The organism is Bacillus infantis NRRL B-14911 (assembly GCF_000473245.1).
GTDB lineage: Bacteria > Bacillota > Bacilli > Bacillales > Cytobacillaceae > Bacillus_AB > Bacillus_AB infantis.
On sequence record NC_022524.1, the window covers coordinates 3,156,991 to 3,174,058 of the forward strand.

16 protein-coding genes are annotated in these 17,068 nt (G+C 46.8%); 1 reads left to right on the plus strand and 15 read right to left on the minus strand.

Features of this window, described 5'->3' with window-relative positions:
- Window positions 1–96 precede the first annotated feature (96 nt).
- Window positions 97–1,671 (plus strand): phosphoglycerate dehydrogenase, encoded by a 1,575-nt coding sequence (gene serA / locus N288_RS16010; RefSeq protein ID WP_009794795.1) that lies wholly within the window; start codon window positions 97–99, stop codon window positions 1,669–1,671.
- Window positions 1,672–1,720: 49 nt separating this feature from the next.
- Here serA and N288_RS16015 read toward each other — a convergent pair whose 3' ends face one another.
- From N288_RS16015 to N288_RS16085, 15 genes are all read right to left on the minus strand, one after another.
- Window positions 1,721–2,533: a histidinol-phosphatase gene (locus N288_RS16015; RefSeq protein WP_009794794.1), complete on the minus strand. Its 813-nt coding sequence runs from the start codon at window positions 2,531–2,533 to the stop codon at window positions 1,721–1,723.
- A 66-nt stretch (window positions 2,534–2,599) separates the two neighbouring features.
- Window positions 2,600–3,520: a peptidoglycan DD-metalloendopeptidase family protein gene (locus tag N288_RS16020; RefSeq protein ID WP_009794793.1), complete on the minus strand. Its 921-nt coding sequence runs from the start codon at window positions 3,518–3,520 to the stop codon at window positions 2,600–2,602.
- Window positions 3,521–3,825: 305 nt separating this feature from the next.
- Entirely contained in the window at window positions 3,826–5,109 is a 1,284-nt protein-coding gene (locus tag N288_RS16025) for a hypothetical protein (protein ID WP_009794791.1), read from the minus strand.
- Window positions 5,081–5,632: an RNA polymerase sigma factor SigX gene (gene sigX, locus N288_RS16030; RefSeq protein ID WP_022544150.1), complete on the minus strand. Its 552-nt coding sequence runs from the start codon at window positions 5,630–5,632 to the stop codon at window positions 5,081–5,083. Before sigX ends, N288_RS16025 begins: the two co-directional genes overlap by 29 nt.
- A 197-nt stretch (window positions 5,633–5,829) precedes the next feature.
- Window positions 5,830–7,602 carry an ATP-binding protein gene (locus tag N288_RS16035; RefSeq protein WP_009794789.1) on the minus strand — a complete coding sequence of 591 codons (1,773 nt, stop codon included), beginning with the start codon at window positions 7,600–7,602 and terminating at the stop codon, window positions 5,830–5,832.
- Complete coding sequence (locus tag N288_RS16040) at window positions 7,599–8,315, minus strand: response regulator transcription factor (protein ID WP_009794788.1); 717 nt, start codon at window positions 8,313–8,315, stop codon at window positions 7,599–7,601. The genes N288_RS16035 and N288_RS16040 overlap by 4 nt, the downstream gene beginning before the upstream one ends.
- Before the next feature lie 121 nt (window positions 8,316–8,436).
- On the minus strand, window positions 8,437–9,624 hold the full coding sequence (gene ccsB, locus N288_RS16045; RefSeq protein ID WP_009794787.1) for a c-type cytochrome biogenesis protein CcsB: 1,188 nt from the start codon (window positions 9,622–9,624) through the stop codon (window positions 8,437–8,439).
- A gap of 2 nt (window positions 9,625–9,626) precedes the next feature.
- On the minus strand, window positions 9,627–11,282 hold the full coding sequence (gene resB, locus N288_RS16050) for a cytochrome c biogenesis protein ResB (protein ID WP_009794786.1): 1,656 nt from the start codon (window positions 11,280–11,282) through the stop codon (window positions 9,627–9,629).
- Window positions 11,283–11,297: 15 nt separating this feature from the next.
- Window positions 11,298–11,825, minus strand: coding sequence for a thiol-disulfide oxidoreductase ResA (gene resA, locus N288_RS16055; protein ID WP_022544151.1), 528 nt, complete (start codon window positions 11,823–11,825; stop codon window positions 11,298–11,300).
- A gap of 178 nt (window positions 11,826–12,003) precedes the next feature.
- Window positions 12,004–12,744, minus strand: a complete 741-nt coding sequence (locus tag N288_RS16060; RefSeq protein ID WP_022544152.1) for a pseudouridine synthase — start codon at window positions 12,742–12,744, stop codon at window positions 12,004–12,006.
- A gap of 167 nt (window positions 12,745–12,911) precedes the next feature.
- Window positions 12,912–13,442, minus strand: a complete 531-nt coding sequence (locus tag N288_RS16065) for a spore maturation protein (RefSeq protein ID WP_009794782.1) — start codon at window positions 13,440–13,442, stop codon at window positions 12,912–12,914.
- 6 nt (window positions 13,443–13,448) lie between these two features.
- Window positions 13,449–14,036 carry a nucleoside recognition domain-containing protein gene (locus N288_RS16070; protein ID WP_009794781.1) on the minus strand — a complete coding sequence of 196 codons (588 nt, stop codon included), beginning with the start codon at window positions 14,034–14,036 and terminating at the stop codon, window positions 13,449–13,451.
- Complete coding sequence (locus N288_RS16075; protein ID WP_050767313.1) at window positions 14,029–15,180, minus strand: D-alanyl-D-alanine carboxypeptidase family protein; 1,152 nt, start codon at window positions 15,178–15,180, stop codon at window positions 14,029–14,031. Before N288_RS16075 ends, N288_RS16070 begins: the two co-directional genes overlap by 8 nt.
- A gap of 164 nt (window positions 15,181–15,344) precedes the next feature.
- Complete coding sequence (locus tag N288_RS16080; RefSeq protein ID WP_009794778.1) at window positions 15,345–16,235, minus strand: superoxide dismutase; 891 nt, start codon at window positions 16,233–16,235, stop codon at window positions 15,345–15,347.
- 312 nt (window positions 16,236–16,547) lie between these two features.
- Window positions 16,548–17,036: a YpuI family protein gene (locus tag N288_RS16085; RefSeq protein ID WP_009794776.1), complete on the minus strand. Its 489-nt coding sequence runs from the start codon at window positions 17,034–17,036 to the stop codon at window positions 16,548–16,550.
- Window positions 17,037–17,068 lie beyond the last annotated feature (32 nt).

Consider the following 17,068-nt stretch of genomic DNA (forward strand, 5'->3'; position numbering starts at 1 on the left):
CGTTTACATCCAAACAAGAACGTTTTGCCTCATTGACAGAAAATTGTTCGTCTTGTAAAATTATCAGAAAATTATTATAAAGCAGGTGGATTGGCTATGTTTCAAATTCTTGTTGCAGATTCAATCAGCGGAGCAGGATTGCTTCCTCTCACTGAGATGGAGAATGCCCGGCTGATACAAAAAAAGACAGATGACCCTGAAGCAGATCTGGAAAATATAGATGCCCTTTTGGTCAGGAGCGCCACAACAGTGGACTGTGAACTGCTCGATAAAATGCCAAGACTCCAAATTATTGCAAGAGCTGGTGTCGGGGTCGACAATATTGACGTTGCTGAGGCTACTAAAAGAGGGATCGTGGTGGTCAATGCCCCTGATGGAAATACCATTTCCACTGCAGAGCACACTTTTGCAATGATGGCTTCTTTGATGAGAAATATCCCCCAGGCCCACCGGACCGTCAAAAATCTGGAATGGAACAGAAATAGCTTCATCGGGAATGAGCTGTTCGGAAAGACACTGGGCATTGTCGGCATGGGCAGGATTGGTTCTGAGCTGGCCAAGCGCGCTAAGGCCTTTGGCATGTCCATTTCTGTTTATGATCCTTTCTTGACGAAAGAACGGGCTGCCAAGCTTGCCGTTGAAAGCCTTCCTCTCGAGGAAGTGCTGAAAAAAGCGGATATTATCACTGTCCATACTCCACTGACCCCTCAGACAAAGGGCCTGATTGACGCCAAAAAAATAGAATTGACCAAAAAAGGCGTTTATTTCCTTAATTGCGCCCGCGGCGGGATCATCAATGAAAAGGATCTTGCAGAATATATCAGGAACGGGCATATTGCAGGTGCTGCCCTTGATGTTTTTGAAGAGGAGCCTCCTTTCGATAATCCGCTCCTCAGGTTTGACAATGTGATTGTAACCCCTCATCTCGGCGCTTCAACAAGGGAGGCACAGCTGAATGTCGCAACACAGGTAGCCGAGGAAGTCCGGCTTTTTCTGGAAAATAAGCCTGTCTCCAACAGCATCAATCTTCCGGCGATGTCGAAGGAGATCTATGATAAAATACAGCCTTTCCACCAGCTTTCCAAGCAAATCGGCCTGATTCTTTCACAGTGCGTGACTGAAGGGGTCCAGGAAATTTCCATCACCTATTCCGGGACTGTCACAGAGCTGGAAACTTCTTATCTGACAAAAGCCTTATTATCAGGTTTTTTCAAGAACCGCATAGATATTCACGTGAACGAAGTGAACGCGCTTTTAACTGCAAAAGAACGCGGCATAACAATCGGTGAAAAGATATCAGTGTCAGGATTCGGCTATGCGAACTGCATCTCCGTTGCAGCGAGAAACGATAAAAGCGAATTTATTGTCAGAGGGACATTCATTGAAAATTACGGGCCCCGCATCGTATTCCTGAATGGATTCAATATTGACTTCCTTCCCGAGGGAGAACTTCTTTATATTCAGCATATGGACCGTCCAGGGGTAATCGGGCGGGTAGGAAAGGTGCTGGGCGACCATTCCATCAATATCGCCGCCATGCAGGTAGGGAGGAAAGAGGCCGGCGGTGAAGCCATCATGGTTTTATCATTTGATAAACCTCTTGGAGAAAGCTCGTTCAAATTGCTTGAAGGCCAGGAAGATATCGTTTCGATCAGGAATATATCTCTATAGCAGTACAAAAAGAAGAAGATGGCGGAAACCGCCATCTTCTTTTTCCTCTTCAGCCGATCGGATGCTCAACCCTTTCTCCCTTGGAAAAGGTCATGATTTTCTCATAACCCGCTTCTCTTGCCAGCAGGAGCGCCTGATCAAAATCGGCGCCTACATCCTTCGGAAAGTGGGCATCGGATGACAGGACAATCGGAATGTTTTTCTCATAGCATTTCCTTAAGAGCCTCGGATCCGGGTAAAGCTCCCCTACAGGCTTCCTCAGCCCGGCTGTACTGATTTCGACACAGGTTTTTGATTCAGCAAGGGCATTTACAGCCCTTTCATACTGCTCCAGCAGGAAGTCTTCATCCTGCGGTACATATTTAAATATTTTCACTAAATCGATATGGCCGATGATATCGAAGAGATTGGACTGGGCAAGGGTGACGACCTGGTCAAAATAGGCTCGGTATACTTCATACAGATCCCTTTTGTCCCATTCATGCCTGTATTCTGAAAGGTCAATCCCAAAATCCCCGATCCAATGGATAGACCCAATTATGTAATCAAAGTCATAGCCCGTGATAAACCGGCGCATTTCATCATGCTTTCCCGGGGTATAGTCCATTTCGATCGACATCTTCACATCAATGCCGCTGTTCCAGGCCTCCCTGAAAAGCGCAGTATAATCATTCATATCATAATAGCGCCTTTCATCTACCCATGGATTCCTCAGTATATCTGCAGTCTGATAGAAATGGTAGGCATGCTCGGAAATGCCGAAGTGGGCAATTCCTTTTTCCTCGGCTTTGTCTGTAAATTGTTTTAAATAATCAAGCGTCAAAGTGCCTTTTTCCAGGTGATTATGGTAATCGGTAAGCAAAGTATCCCCTCCCCAATTTTATTCATTATACTTCGGGAGAGTACAGGCTTCAATCTATTCTGTGAATTATCCGGCAGAAAGAATATCTCCGGGATGAATGATGTCATCTGCCAGACTGTTTGCTTTTTTAAGCTGTGATACTGTGGTCCCCAATTTGGATGATATAGAATACAAAGTATCTCCGGTTTTCACTTCATATACTGGTGCAGCTGCTTCTTTGCCCTTCTCATGGCTCCTGGAAGCAATCATCAGCTGCCGCAGCCTGAGCCTATGCTCACGCGCCTCGGCAGCGGGCACTGCTGGAGGCTTAAGAATGGAATTTTTCATTGTTTCACTGGCTGCTGTACCTTTCCTCCCGGCACTTTCGTCATTTCTGCCTGCAGCGGCGAAGGGCTGTCCATTATCATCTGCTAGCAGCAGGCTGGCCGTTTCAATAGTATTGGAACCTTCTGCAGGCTGCACTGAACTGACGGCCGAACCGATCTCAGTTTCTCCTAGTGCAAGGAATGGATCGACAGCGTTCTGCTTATCGTATGTCCATTCTGATATATGTACTTCGAAATGAAGATGGACACCAGAGGAATCCCCTGTATTGCCCATAGTGCCGATTGTCTGGCCCTGCAGCACCTTTTCCCCTTCTGCTGCCTTTCTCTCCTGGAGATGGGCATAAACGGTCTCAGTGCCATTCTGATGCTTAATAAATATTACATTCCCATAAGAATCAGAATAATAGGATCTGGTCACAATGCCCTCCTCTGCTGCATAAACCGGTGTACCGGGGGCTGAAGCGATATCAATTCCTTTGTGTGCGCCATTCCGGGTGCCAAAGCAATCTGACAGGACACCATCTGCCGGCCATTGCCAGCCTGAAGCAAACACTTCATCATGCAGTTCTGAAGCCTGCGGCTGCCTGCCGCCGATGAAAAGCAGGCTAATGAATACCAGCACAAGCCATGCTATTAAAAACCTTCTTATATAATCTCTCATATGATCCTCCTTGCCATTTCAGCTTTACTTTCCCACCGTATGACAGCATGTCCTATATTAGAACCTCCGTGTCCGGAAATCTTATTATTCCTGCACGATTTCCCGGGAGAAAACACAGCCATTATTATGCAATTACATCAGGCGGTTTTATACATGAAAGAATATTAAGGTTATTTAGGAAAATGCAAAGGCAGGGGAAGCTGATAGACCGTAATCAAAGAAGAAAATTTAATTTGTTATTTTTCAAAAATAAAAACAGGGTTCAGCCTATGGGCCGATCCCTGTTCTTCGCATATATTTTAAAATTATGGGAGCTGCCGCAAGTTCGGCGCTGCCGGAACATTCAATGCTTCCTGCAGCTGGAAGCTTCCTACTTCTTCAATCTCGGCATTATCCAGCTTTACTGTACTGTAATTGAATCCTTTGGCCATCAGAAGGATCGCTTCGATGGTATACGACGAAACAGCATTATCCTCAAGCTTAGTGCCTTCTTCCAGGGTCAGTGTGAGCTCACTGCCTTCGCCTTCGCCTTCGGACTCTGTTTCGCTTTTTATATTCATATCGCTTGGGATAGACGGCTCCAGCCCAAGCGTGTCTTTGTTCAGTTTCATTGCCTCGATTGCTTCCTGTATTGAGCCGTAGCTTTCTTCTCCAGGCACAATGAATGGGGGAGATTGAGGATTAGTGTATAAAAAGTAATAAGCATGATTTCCTTTGTCATCTGCAACGGGAAGACTTTCTACCACTCCTGTGTGAGGGTATTCTACTCCTGGTTCTCCCTCTGTTGTCAAAAGGACTGATTTTGCATGAAGCGAATCAATATTATTCGTTAAAATACTGTTGAACAAGACTTCTTTAGCAGAGCCGTTTAAGTCTGCTTCCTTTGTCAGGTCTGCTGTCAAAGTTTCAGTTTCCTGATCATAATACAGCTCAGTTTCCGGGATCGGATAAGCTTCGCCCAGCCCCCATTCTTCCTCCGTCAGCTTTTCCATAGTTTCTTTATATAAATCAAATTCTGTCTTGCCTTCCTCCGGTGCAGCAAGGACGCTTACAGGCACTAGTGTCTGTATATTTGCATCAGGGATGGCATAGGTAAGGATCGTCTGCCCCTGAACATCTTCTTCATATAAAGCGGTCCGGTAGTCGCTTTCTTCTTCCGCAAAAGAAGCCAGCCCCGCTTTCCCGTCATCCTCCTGCACTTCTGTTTCTGACGGCTCTGCCTCAGAATCATTTTGGACCCCTGCCTCCCCTTCGCTGGTGTCTTCACTTTTTTGGGCAGTCTCATAGCTGTTTTCTTTCTGTTCAGAAGGTTCAATTCCTGAAGAAGCCTGGTCGCCTTTGTTTTCTGTTGCCTGATCTGCAGATTCCTGAAACTGCTGACCGGTCATGCCCGGAATCAGGATAAAGAGAAGAAGGACAGCCGCAGCAGCTGCCGCTGCAGGAATGACCCAGAATGTGCGTCTCCGCTTCCGCATCCGGCGGGATACATTCTGGTAGATTTCCTGTGGGGCCCGCTCATCCTGTATCTTTGGAAGCTGCCGGAGCAGCCTCTCAAGCTGTTCATCGTTCCACTCTGATTTTTTCACCATCTCTTCCCTCCTTTATCAATAAAGTCTCCATATGGCCCTTCAATACCTTCAGAGCCCTATGCTGGGTTGTCTTCACCTTGCTTTCGGTCCAATGGAGGGCTTCGGCCGTTTCCGAAATAGACAGCTCCTGGATATATCTCATAATAATCACCATCTTCTGGTCGACTGTGCATAAGTCAAGGCAGCGGTAGATCATCTGGATTTCTTCGCGCTGCATAGCGATATCTTCCGGTACAGGGCTGTCGTCCCTGATCTGCTGCTCCGTCCAGTCGAACTTTTCCAGTATCCTCTGTTTCCAACCTTTCTGCTTCCGGAAAGAATCGATTGCAACATTACGGGCAATAGAGAATAACCAGGTTTTCTCGCTGCTTTTTCCTTCAAACCGGTCATAGGATTTAAGGACACGGATATATACTTCCTGCACCAGATCCTCGGCCAGCTCTTTGCTCTTCACCATATAAAATAGGAATTGAAAAACGTCCTGATGATAATTGGTATATAAGTCATCAAAAACGGAGTCCATAGGTCTTCCCTCCCCGTTCATAAATTAGTCGCAGTTTATGTACAAAAAGTTACATCTATAAATATAGTATTTCTCAGAAAAAAAAGGAAGGGACTTTTTGTGTATTCCCTTCCAGCTGCTTCCTCTTTTGATGAATGATGCTTTATATGGTGTATATGTTTCTTGTGAATCAAGAATAAACGGCATTTTCCTGTCTTTTATTCAATATTTCGAGGAATGACAAAGGAAAATGTCGTTCCCTGCTGCAGTTTGCTTTGTACAGAAATCTGCCCTTTGTGGGCGTCAATGATATTTTTTGCGATTGCAAGACCGAGACCTGTCCCTGACCTTCCTCTTGTCCTTGCTTTATCTGCCTTATAGAATCGTTCAAAAACAAACGGAAGATCCTCCTCCGGTATACCGGATCCGGAATCAGAAACCTCGACCATCAGGCCTTTTTCTTCTGACTTTACCGTTATTTTGACAGACCCGTCTTCAGGTGTGTGCCGGATGGCATTGTCAATCAGATTGGTCAGCACCTGTTCAATTCTGTCAGGATCAAAAACAAAATCATCTTCTGTTATGCTGAATTCGCTTTCGAGCTTGATAATCTTCTCTTTGGAAAGCCCTTGAAATTTCCTTGCAATCCTGCTGATATATGGCTTCAGTTCGACTCTGTCCAGGGTAAGCTGTATGTGGCCCGCTTCCATCCTTGCCAGGTCAAGCAGTTCATTGACCAGCCTGCCCATCCTAAGTGACTCGTCATAAATGACGCTTGCCATTTCCTTTTTCTCTTCATCTGTCCCTGCAATGTCATCCACAATCGCTTCACTGTACCCCTGCATCATGGCGATTGGCGTCCTGAGCTCATGGGAGACATTGGCAATAAAGTCTTTTCTCAGCTTATCCAGCTGCCTTTCCTCTGTCATATCACGCAGAACGGCAACCGCTCCGCGGATAAAAGTATTGTTATACAAAGGGCTGACGATGATGACCCAGATTCTTCCCTGGATCGGCATTTCGCCTATCTGCTCTTTTCCCGTATCGACGGCGCGCTGAAACAGCTTCATTACTTCTGAAGGGACTGCTTCAATATTCGTACTCTCTTCCCCCTGCTCATAATACCAGTTCTGGATGAAGCGCTCAGCAGGAGGGTTGGTGACAAGGATGGTCCCGTCGCGGCTGAAGGTGATCACACCGTCCGCCATTCCGCTCAATATACTTGCAAGCTGCTCTTTTTCCTGGCTCAGAGCATTGATATTGAATTTCAGCTGCCTGCCCATCTGATTAAAAGCGGTTGCCAGCTCTCCGATTTCATCATGGGTGAGAATAGGGACCTTCGTATCAAACTTGCCCTTCGCCACTTCAAAAGCCGCCTCCCTCATTTTTCGGAGCGGCGCTGTGATTCTTGTTGATAGGAAGAATGCAAAGATGGTGGTCAGGATAATGGCGATTCCTGCAGCAAGAATAATGAACTTAGTGGTTGATCTTGTCGTTTTCTGCATTTCTTCAAGAGACTGGTATATAAATACAGCTCCGGTGTCCCCATCGTCAACATACGGCACACCGATGATCAGGATGCGTGAATCCTCCTCAGAATTACCGCTGGCCGGGTATGGATATACCTTCTTGACTGACCGTCCGGAAAAAGCCTCGGCCAGCCCTTTATCTTCCATGAAGAATTCGCGGGGGAGCTCGATCGGCTCTCCTTTGTCAGGTGAATGGTAATACTCTTCATCGCTCTTGATGATAGCAATATTGGTCACGTCATCGACCAGTTCCCAGGAAATCTCCAGCCCCACATCAAGGTCATGCTCCTTGAGAATCACGGAGATCTTGTTGGCCGTTTTGGTCAGCCCTTTTTCAATCTCATTGATCTGGTTGTTCTCGAAAAACTCAAGAAGGAGTACCGTAAGGGTAAAAAGGACAAAGGCCACCAGAAAAATGATTGTGATCCAAAGCTTGCCTACTACACTGCGCCAAAACATCATTCATTAACAACCTCGAATTTGTAGCCGACGCCCCAGACCGTAACGATCATCCGCGCTGCCTGCTCAGATACTTTATTCAGCTTTTCCCTCAGCCTTTTCACATGTGTGTCAACTGTCCTTAAATCTCCGAAAAATTCATACTGCCAGACTTCCTTAAGCAGCTGCTCGCGGTCGAAAACCTTATCTGGAGATTTTGCAAGGAAATACAGGAGCTCATATTCCTTGGGAGTCAGGCTGACCTCTTTACCGTCTGCAATTACCCGGTGGGCATCATTATCGATGGTTAAATGCCGGAATACGATTACATCTTTTGCAGCAGTTTCAGTCTGCAGGTAGCTCGTCGTGCTGGACCGGCGCAGAAGTGCCTTTACCCGGAGGACAACCTCCCGCGGGCTGAACGGCTTGACGATATAATCATCTGTCCCTGCTTCAAAGCCCTGGACCCGGTTCACTTCCTCGCCCTTCGCTGTCAGCATGATGACAGGCGTCGCCTTTCTTTCCCTGAGCTCACGGCATACTTCGATCCCATCCTTGCCCGGCATCATCAAGTCCAGCAGGATAACATCATAATCAGTTTCAAAAGCCTTCTCCAGAGCCTCGCTGCCGTCACCGGCTTCTTCAATCACATAGTTCTCCCTCTCCAGGTACATCTTTAAAAGCCGCCTGATTCTTACCTCATCGTCCACTACCAGGATTTTGGTTTCTCTTTCCATATAAAATCCTCCTTTAATAGATCAGCTGCGAGGGGTCCCCTGGGCAGCCGGAATGCCGCAAATGTCTATATTTTAAAAAAAGCCTCCACATAGAAATCGTGAAGGCTTTATGGAATTATTGTCAGGATCCCGCGTATGAGTGCAGACCTGCAATGACAAGATTGACTGCAACCAGGTTAAACATAATGATGGCAAACCCGATGACTGCGAGCCATGCCGATTTTTCTCCATGCCAGCCCTTGGACAGCCGGAGATGAAGGAAAGCAGCGTAGAACAGGAATGTGACAAGCGCCCATACCTCTTTCGGGTCCCAGCCCCAGAATCTCGTCCAGGCAATTTGTGCCCAGATCATCGCAAAGATAAGCCCTCCCAGCGTAAATACCGGGAATCCTATCAAGACTGAACGGTATCCGATTTCATCCACAAGGTCCAGTTTGATGTTGCGGACCAGCGGCTGGATGCTTGCAGCAATCCTCTTGCGGAGGATTAGCCTGAGCAATCCGTAAAGGATGAGTCCTGCCCCGATCGACCATATGACAGTATTCAGTTTTTTAGCATTGATGATAGCCGGCATTTCCACAAGCGGCTCAAATCTGCCGTCAGTGGTAAGTGTTCCTTCATGAGGGCCCGTTATGGCAGGCATGGTGTATTCAAGTACTGATTCCTGGTCCCCTTTGTCTATCCATGTAAAGCTTGCTTTATAATCCGCCGCTGAGAAAATGGATGAGACCGCAATGAAACCTACAGTACAAATAAGTCCGAACATGACTGCTTCAAGCCAGAAGGTCCGTTTGCTGGATTTTGACTGGTCAACAGCCTTCACCAGATAGATCAGGCCTGCTGCAAAGCTGACTGAAAGAATCGCTTCGCCGATAGAAACAGTCGTTACATGGATATAAAGCCAATCACTCTGCAAAGCAGGGATGAGCGGCGAGATATCGCGCGGAAACATGCTGGCATAAGCGATGACAAGCAGCGCGACCGGCATGGTAAACACACCAAGCATCGGTGTTCTGTATAAAAAGTAAATGATGATGAATGCTCCAACAAGGGACATCCCGAAGAATGTCATAAATTCAAAAAGATTGCTCACAGGAGCATGGCCGGAGGCGACCCAGCGGGTAATAAAATAACCCAGCTGGGCTGCGAACCCGGCAATGGTCACGATAATGGCAATCTTTGCCCATCTGTTTGGAGACTTTTGGCCGGCGCCATGTTTTTTATCCCTTATGCTTCCGCCAAAAAATAATGTGGCAATTAAGTATAAAATAAAAGCAGTGTATAATAAATTTCCGCTCAGTGCTACCACAATTATTGCCCCTCCTTTTCTGATTTTTCCAGTTTATCAGTTTTATCATTTTCCATCTGGTCTTCAGGCACGCTGATGCCTGTATCTTCAAGGGCGAGCTCAATCTCCCTCTTCAGGCCATGCCAGTTCTTATTTGTATGGCCGGCAACCCACACTTCACCATCGAAGCGGCGCAGCCAGATACGGCGGTGGTTCCAGTAGGCGCCCTGGATGACGCCGATCATGAAGATCGCCCCTCCGAGAGCCAGTATCCAAAGAGTCAGATCCTTGCGCACTGTCAGGCCTGAAACATCCTTTGTCTCGACGCCCTGGAAGGCCAGTTTATATTCATTGTCCCCCATGGGCTCGATTGTCTGCTGAATGGCCACAAAGCTGACTTCACCGTCCGGCTTATCCGGTGTAAACATTTTGAAAACAAATGCCGGATTATTCGGGATGCGTGATTTGGTTGTCGGGTCTCCATTTTCATCGAATTCAAAGTCCGGGAAATAGCTGACAACTTCTACTGAATAGCCTTCATTCAGCTTATATTCAGTCTTGGGATCATACAGATCAACCGTCAAATCGCCGAATGTCTCCCCTGATTCTTTATTTGTCAGGGAAAATGACATTTTGTTCAGTTCGTTCAGCTTATAATCTACCTGATATAGTGCAAACGACTCGAACTTCAGCGGCTCATTAACCTTGATGCTATAATTCTTTACCTTTTCAAGGTCATGGGTTTCACCGGTAACGGTTTCACCCTGTTTCCGGTACAAGGTCACATCAGATTGATAATTCTTAGCGACGGTGCCTGCCCTGTCAATCGCATCATTAAAGACTTCTTTGTCAGTTTCTTTATCATAGACTTCTAGAGTGAATGCCTCATTGGAAAGATAATATTCTCCCTTTGTTTCAGGGATTACCTTCGTTTCGCCCTCCCTGATCCACAGCACTTTATCCACGTACATTCCGGGAACAAAGCGGAGCATGCCTCCAATCAGGAAAATGATCAGGCCGACATGGTTGACATAGGGGCCCCAGCGGGAGAAGCGGCCTTTTTCAGCAAGGACATTGCCGTTTTCTTCACGGATATTGTATTTTCTTGCCTTCAGCTTTTCCTTGATCACTTCATACTGCCCGTCAACATTATCAGTCTTTGAAATCCCAAAAAGCCTCTGGCGCTTTAAATAGCCTTCATGCCTTGTAACACGCTGGGTCTTTAAAGCCCGGTATAAAGGGACTGCCCGGTCAAGGCTGGCAATGACCAAAGAAACGCCGAGGGAAGCAATCAGGATTAAATACCACCATGAGCTGTAGAGATTATGGAAGCCAAGTTCATAATACAGCTTCCCGAACCATCCGTACTGGTCTTCATAATATTCGGCAGCAGGCATGGTCGGGGGGATATACATTTCCTGCGGGAGGATTGTCCCCATTGCCGATGCAATAAGGGTGAGTACGATGATCCACACGCCGACTTTGACAGAGGAAAAGAAATTCCAGATTTTGTCCACAAATGTCTTATTATAGGTTTGTGAGCGCCGCGCTGTCCCTTCATATCTCATATCGATCAGCTTTTTGTCTTTCGCCTGCTCCTCGAGCACCTTTCCGCAGGATTCACAAAGAATGGTCCCATGCGGATTGAGATGCCCGCATTCGCATTTAACTTCTTTCATCCTAAAAACTCCCTGTTACTTAGGTTGGATCTGCTCCATGAAGGTGCGGATCGTATCTTCTGTCAATTGGCCGGTATGGATCTTCACCACTTCGCCCTCCGGATTGATCAGGAATGTGGCGGGAAGGGGATCGATGGCGTAAGCATTCTGCACCTGACCATCCTTGTCATTGACAATCGGGAATGCGAGTCCATATCTTTCAGCAAACTTCTTGACGGCAAAATCAGATTCGCCTACATTTACAGCCAGCACCTGGACGCCCTCGTCCGTGAACTGTTTGTACTGGTTATTCATATAAGGCATTTCCTTTTCACAAGGCTTGCACCAGGTTCCCCAGAAGTTCAGGAAAACACCCTGTCCTTCATAATCTGAAAGCCTGTGCTTTTCCCCATCCATGTCCACCAAAGCAAAATCAGGGGCTTTTTCCCCGACTGCAACTTTTCTGATATCATCTTTCGTTATGCTTGCGTATAGAGTGTATGCAACGGCAGCACCCAGAACAAGCAAAATGACTGTTCTCATAACGAGACGCCGTTTTTTCATAAGTACCTCCCTGATGTTCATGCTGCTTCTTAGCCCTTGGATGGAGCTGCAGCACCCTGCAAGAATCCGCATACAATCCTTTGCGTGCAGGTATGAGCGCTCCCCCGGGCAACTGTCTATCATTATACCTTATTCATTATCGCACTGTTGTTAACAAAGCCTTCCAACTGTGAAACTTCTATGAATTTTTCTTTTTGCCGGCACTGCTCGCAAGAGTCCTGAGCTGTTTTACCTCATGGGCTGTAAGCTCCCTCGCATCACCTGCGCTCAATCCCTGCAGAGTAAGAAAGCCGTATCGCTCCCTTTTGAGCTTCATGACCGGGTGCCCGATGGCCTCCAGCATCCTTCTGACCTGGCGGTTCCTTCCTTCATGGATGACCAGTTCAACGATGGCTGTATTCTTTTGTTTGTCAATTGAAAGCACCTTGACTCTTGCCGGAGCTGTTTTGCCATCCTCCAGGCGGACACCCCTTTCAAGGCTTTTCAGTTTTTCCCTGGCTGGTATTCCTTTGATCTTCGCCACATATACCTTTTCCACTTCGTTTTTCGGATGCATGAGCAGATTGGCAAATTCTCCGTCATTGGTCATCAGCAGGAGGCCCGAAGTGTCGAAATCAAGCCTGCCGACAGGGTAGACCCTCTCCTTGATCTGAGGCAGGAGATCAGTTACGACCTTCCTTCCCTTTTCATCCGTCACACTTGAAATAACCCCTCTGGGCTTATACAGAAGGATATACACAGGCTCTTCCCTTTCAACCGGGATTCCGTCCACTTCCACCCTGTCTGAAGAAGAAACTTTCAGTCCAAGTTCTTTTACAACTTTCCCATTTACTTTTACATGTCCCTCTGCAATCAGCTGCTCCGCTTTTCGTCTCGATGCAACCCCTGCATGGGCAATCACTTTTTGAAGCCTTTCCATTTATGTCACCTCAATAAAATACTTATGGCAATCTTTTGTCCATCTAATGAATTATGACACAAACCGGCCTATTTTCAAAGCAGCCGATGTTAAAAGTATGCCGAAAGCGGAACAGGTCCTCCATGGAACCACAAAAAGGACGCCGTTTTTCGGCGCCCTTCCCTTTCTTATCCGAATACAAGCATGACAACTGCTATCGCTGCAATAAAGCCGACAAGGTCGGCCAGGAGGCCCACCTTCAGCGCATCCCCCATTTTTTTAATGCCTACAGCCCCAAAGTAGACTGTCAGCACATAAAAGGTCGTATCTGTGCTTCCCTGGAGCGTGGAGGCGAGCCTTCCGATAAAAGAATCCGGCCCATGGGCAGCAATCAGGTCACTTGTCATGCCAAGGGCCGCAGTGCCTGATATCGGCCTGATGATGGCGAGCGGGGCGATTTCGGGAGGGACCCCGACCGCTTCCATTGCCGGCCTGATAAAACCCATCATGAATTCAAGTGCCCCTGAAGCCCTGAAGACAGTAATGGCCACCAGCATCCCGACTAAAAAAGGGATGATGGAAACAGCAATCTTGATTCCTTCCTTGCCGCCATCCACAAAGCTCTCATATGTAGGGACTTTTTTATAAGTACCGTACAGCAGGATAAATCCAATCAGCACCGGGATAAACCATAATGAGATTAAAGAGACAATTTCCATTCGCGCTCATCCTTTACGGGTTCGTCTGTAATAAAAGTACCTGTCGATCAGGATTGCCCCGAGTGTTGAGCAAAAGGTGGCAATCAAGGTCGGCCCGACAATTTCAGTAGGAGAGGCAGAGTGATAGTTCATTCTGATGGCAATCACCGTTGTCGGGATGAGTGTCAGGCTTGAGGTATTGATGGCCAGGAAGGTGATCATCGACCTGCTCGCCTCGGTTTTTCCGCCATTCAGCGCTTTAAGCTGCTCCATTGCCTTTATTCCAAGTGGCGTGGCCGCATTGCCCAGCCCGAACATATTCGCCATCATATTCGATAAGATGTACCCCATTGCCGGGTGGTCCTTAGGAACATCAGGAAAAAGCCTTGTCACTACCGGCCTGAAAAGAAAAGCCAATTTTTTCAGCAGTCCTGCGTCTTCGGCAATCCTCATCATCCCCAGCCAGAAGACAAGGATGCTGATGAGCCCGATGCAAAGGGTGACCGCTTCTTTCGCCCCGCTGAAGACCGCTTCATTCACTTCAGCCATTGTGCCATTGAAAATGGCAAAAACAATCCCGATCACGGTCATCGCAACCCAAATAATATTAACCATCTGTTTTAACTCCAGCAATTGTCATAAAGATGCTCTTAAAGAAATCCAAAAAAGATTTTTCTTCTTTCTGGGGCTCTTTTTCATAGTAAATCGGCAGACTTTTCACTTGCTTGTTCTCAAAGTAAACAATGGCCCTTCCGACCACATCGGGAAAATCCTTATCTTCCTTCCAGCTTCCCGAAGGCTTCAGCATCTTATATTCGACACGGAAAAGGTCTTTTTCATTTTCAGAGGCAGGATAGCTGTAGTCTGTCTTCAAAAAGGCTTTTTTTTCATAGGCAGTATCCTCCAGCTCCCTGATCCCGCCTTGTTCAACAACTTTTTTGAGCGAATATTCCTTGAACCCGCTCTCATACATGCCGATATGGTCGTTCCAGTCATCCGGGCCATTCAGCGTAACCGCAATCAGGTCCAGACCATCCTTTGAGGCAGTGGTAACCAGCGTCCTTTTGGCACGTTTTGTATAACCTGTTTTTCCCCCTGTGCAATATTCATACATTTCGGTGAGGAGGCGGTTCTTATTTTTCCAGACTCTGTCCCAGCTTTCATTCGGGTTCGGCGCCCGATGCATTTTCGTCCCTGCTATTTTCCTGTATGTTTCATTGTTCATGGCATATCTGGTCAGGACTGCCATATCATACGCGGTAGAATAGTGTTCCTCATGGTCATCGAGCCCGTGCGGATTGGCAAAATGGGTATTTATCATGCCGATTTCTTCAGCTTTTTTGTTCATTAAGTATACAAACCCTTCAAGGCTTCCCCCGACATGTTCGGCAATTGCCACCGCCGAGTCATTCCCCGACCTGAGCATAAGTCCGTAAACCAGGTCCTCCAATAGAATTTTTTCTCCCGGCTGCAGATAAATAGATGATCCTTCAGCCCGTACAGCCTTTTCACTCACCTTGGCCTTTGTATCCAGCTTCCCGGATTCAATGGCAAGGATGGCTGTCATAATCTTCGTTATGCTTGCAATCCTTTTCTTCGTATAAGCATCCTTCTCATACAGGATCCTCCCGGTGCTTTGCTCCATCAGTATGGCGCTGCCTGAGCTGGCCGAATAGGCAGCTTGTACCTTTGCAGGCAGATTCGCTGCCAGGACAGCTGCTATGCAGGATAATAGCATCCATCTAAACAATCTGTTCATTCTCCAAAACCCCGTCTCCTAATATGTTTGTACAAGTTTATGCGAGTCGGGACAGCTTATGACTAAAAATGAAAAGCGGCGGGTGTCTCCATTCTTATAATCCATATATCGGCATCTCTGCCTTCCCAATAAAAAAAGGAATGGCTGCTGCCATCCCCATACCTCTAAAAAGGCTTCCATTTCAGCTGGCTTGCTTTTTGGAAGCGTTCCTCTGCATCTTTCCAGTTCACAATATTCCACCAGTTATTCACATAATCGGCGCGGTTATTTTTATACTGCAGATAGTAGGCATGCTCCCAGACATCAAGGGCAAGAATCGGGATCGTATCCCACTGGGTAAGCAGCATATGCCTTTCCGATTGAAGGATTTCAAGATGCCTTGAACGCGGTGACCAGACAAGGATTGCCCAGCCGACGCCTTCCACCTGTTTGGCAGCTTCAGAAAAATGCTTCTTGAACTGTTCAAAGCTTCCAAAATACTTTTCTATCTCTCCCAGCAGGGCACCAGATGGCTTCCCTCCCCCAGAGGGGCTCATATTATTCCAAAAAATAGTATGGAGGTAATGGCCGGAGCCATGGAATGCCAGCTCTCTCGACCAATGCTTAACAAGTTTAAAATCGCCATCTTGCCGTGCCTTTTTAAGCATTTCCTCAGCACGGTTCAGTCCATCAACATAAGACTGATGGTGCTTCGTGTGATGAAGCCTCATGATTTCTTCTGCTATATATGGTTCTAGGCTGTCATAGCCATATGGCAGCGGCGGAAGGGAATGGCCGCCTGCCGGAATAAAAGGTTCATTGATGTAAATATGGCCGACCGGCTGCCTTCTGGAAAAATACTGTTCAACATCGTTATGAAGTTCATCTACACGGGACTGGAGCGCATTCAGCTCCTCTATATCAAGCTGGCCGTCAAGCTTTTCAATCACTCCCGAGAATTTATCCAGTTTTACCCATAGTTCTGCGTCTTTCTCCACATCCTCCGATTCCAGGAATCTCTTCATTTCCTCATTCCAATTGAATACATCCTTGATATAATCGTGAAACTTGCTCATCCTTCCCCTCCTATCTGTCTTCCTCCTTTTCCAATGATATGTATGATGTTAAAATATTTGCTTATCCCAGGCGAAATTTGTACATGTCCACTTCCGGCGGCCTTCATAAATAGACAAAAGCGCAAGCGCCTTGACCACCCCCAATTAGCATAAGACGAACACCCCGAAAGGCATTCTTTCTTGTTGGGTGGTTTGGCATATGACCTCGGCTCAGCTGCTGGACGTGGATCAAGAAATGAAAATCATCCACAAGTCTTCCACTTTATAAATCCCTTAACTATAAAAAAAGCCGCCTTGTCGGCAGCCTTTGTTCTATTTGGATTGAATCATTTTTGTCCGGTAATCTGTTTCATAATATTCAAGCTCTTCCCGGATCCTTTGGAACTCACTCTCCAGGCTGTCAAAGATTCCCTTCATGCTTTCAGGGACCCCTCCCTGAAACTTAATGGAGTTTTTCCCGGTATAAGCGGAACGGCTGTTTTCGAACCATGCATCATTTTTCGGCGAGAAGAATTCGTCAATGCACTGATGATAAATACGGTAAAGCGTCTTTTCGGCCGCAGGCTTTGGGAAAGGCTCATTTTTCAGCAGTACACTGCAGGCATCAAGGCCTTCCTCACAGAAAACAAGCAACTTTCTCAGATTTCCCAAAACCATTTTATAATAATTCCGGTCTCCGTCCTTTTCCTTTATGAGGCCGGATAGTGTTGTTTCATTTAAATATGCTTCCAATTCTGAAACAGTATTTCCCAGGAATTTTTTCACTTCTTCTGTCTGCGATTTAACGATTGTGTTCGCCATTGTTACACCCCTTCAGATTGCAGGCTGATGCC

Bases quoted from the DNA above. Each gene is read 5' to 3' on its own strand.
- serA (WP_009794795.1), top strand. From the start codon at position 97: ATGTTTCAAATTCTTGTTGCAGATTCAATCAGCGGAGCAGGATTGCTT.
- N288_RS16020 (WP_009794793.1), bottom strand. From the start codon at position 3,520: ATGAGAGATTATATAAGAAGGTTTTTAATAGCATGGCTTGTGCTGGTA.
- N288_RS16025 (WP_009794791.1), bottom strand. From the start codon at position 5,109: ATGGTGAAAAAATCAGAGTGGAACGATGAACAGCTTGAGAGGCTGCTC.
- sigX (WP_022544150.1), bottom strand. From the start codon at position 5,632: ATGGACTCCGTTTTTGATGACTTATATACCAATTATCATCAGGACGTT.
- N288_RS16035 (WP_009794789.1), bottom strand. From the start codon at position 7,602: ATGATGTTTTGGCGCAGTGTAGTAGGCAAGCTTTGGATCACAATCATT.
- N288_RS16040 (WP_009794788.1), bottom strand. From the start codon at position 8,315: ATGGAAAGAGAAACCAAAATCCTGGTAGTGGACGATGAGGTAAGAATC.
- resB (WP_009794786.1), bottom strand. From the start codon at position 11,282: ATGAAAGAAGTTAAATGCGAATGCGGGCATCTCAATCCGCATGGGACC.
- resA (WP_022544151.1), bottom strand. From the start codon at position 11,825: ATGAAAAAACGGCGTCTCGTTATGAGAACAGTCATTTTGCTTGTTCTG.
- N288_RS16060 (WP_022544152.1), bottom strand. From the start codon at position 12,744: ATGGAAAGGCTTCAAAAAGTGATTGCCCATGCAGGGGTTGCATCGAGA.
- N288_RS16065 (WP_009794782.1), bottom strand. From the start codon at position 13,442: ATGGAAATTGTCTCTTTAATCTCATTATGGTTTATCCCGGTGCTGATT.
- N288_RS16070 (WP_009794781.1), bottom strand. From the start codon at position 14,036: ATGGTTAATATTATTTGGGTTGCGATGACCGTGATCGGGATTGTTTTT.
- N288_RS16075 (WP_050767313.1), bottom strand. From the start codon at position 15,180: ATGAACAGATTGTTTAGATGGATGCTATTATCCTGCATAGCAGCTGTC.
- N288_RS16080 (WP_009794778.1), bottom strand. From the start codon at position 16,235: ATGAGCAAGTTTCACGATTATATCAAGGATGTATTCAATTGGAATGAG.
- N288_RS16085 (WP_009794776.1), bottom strand. From the start codon at position 17,036: ATGGCGAACACAATCGTTAAATCGCAGACAGAAGAAGTGAAAAAATTC.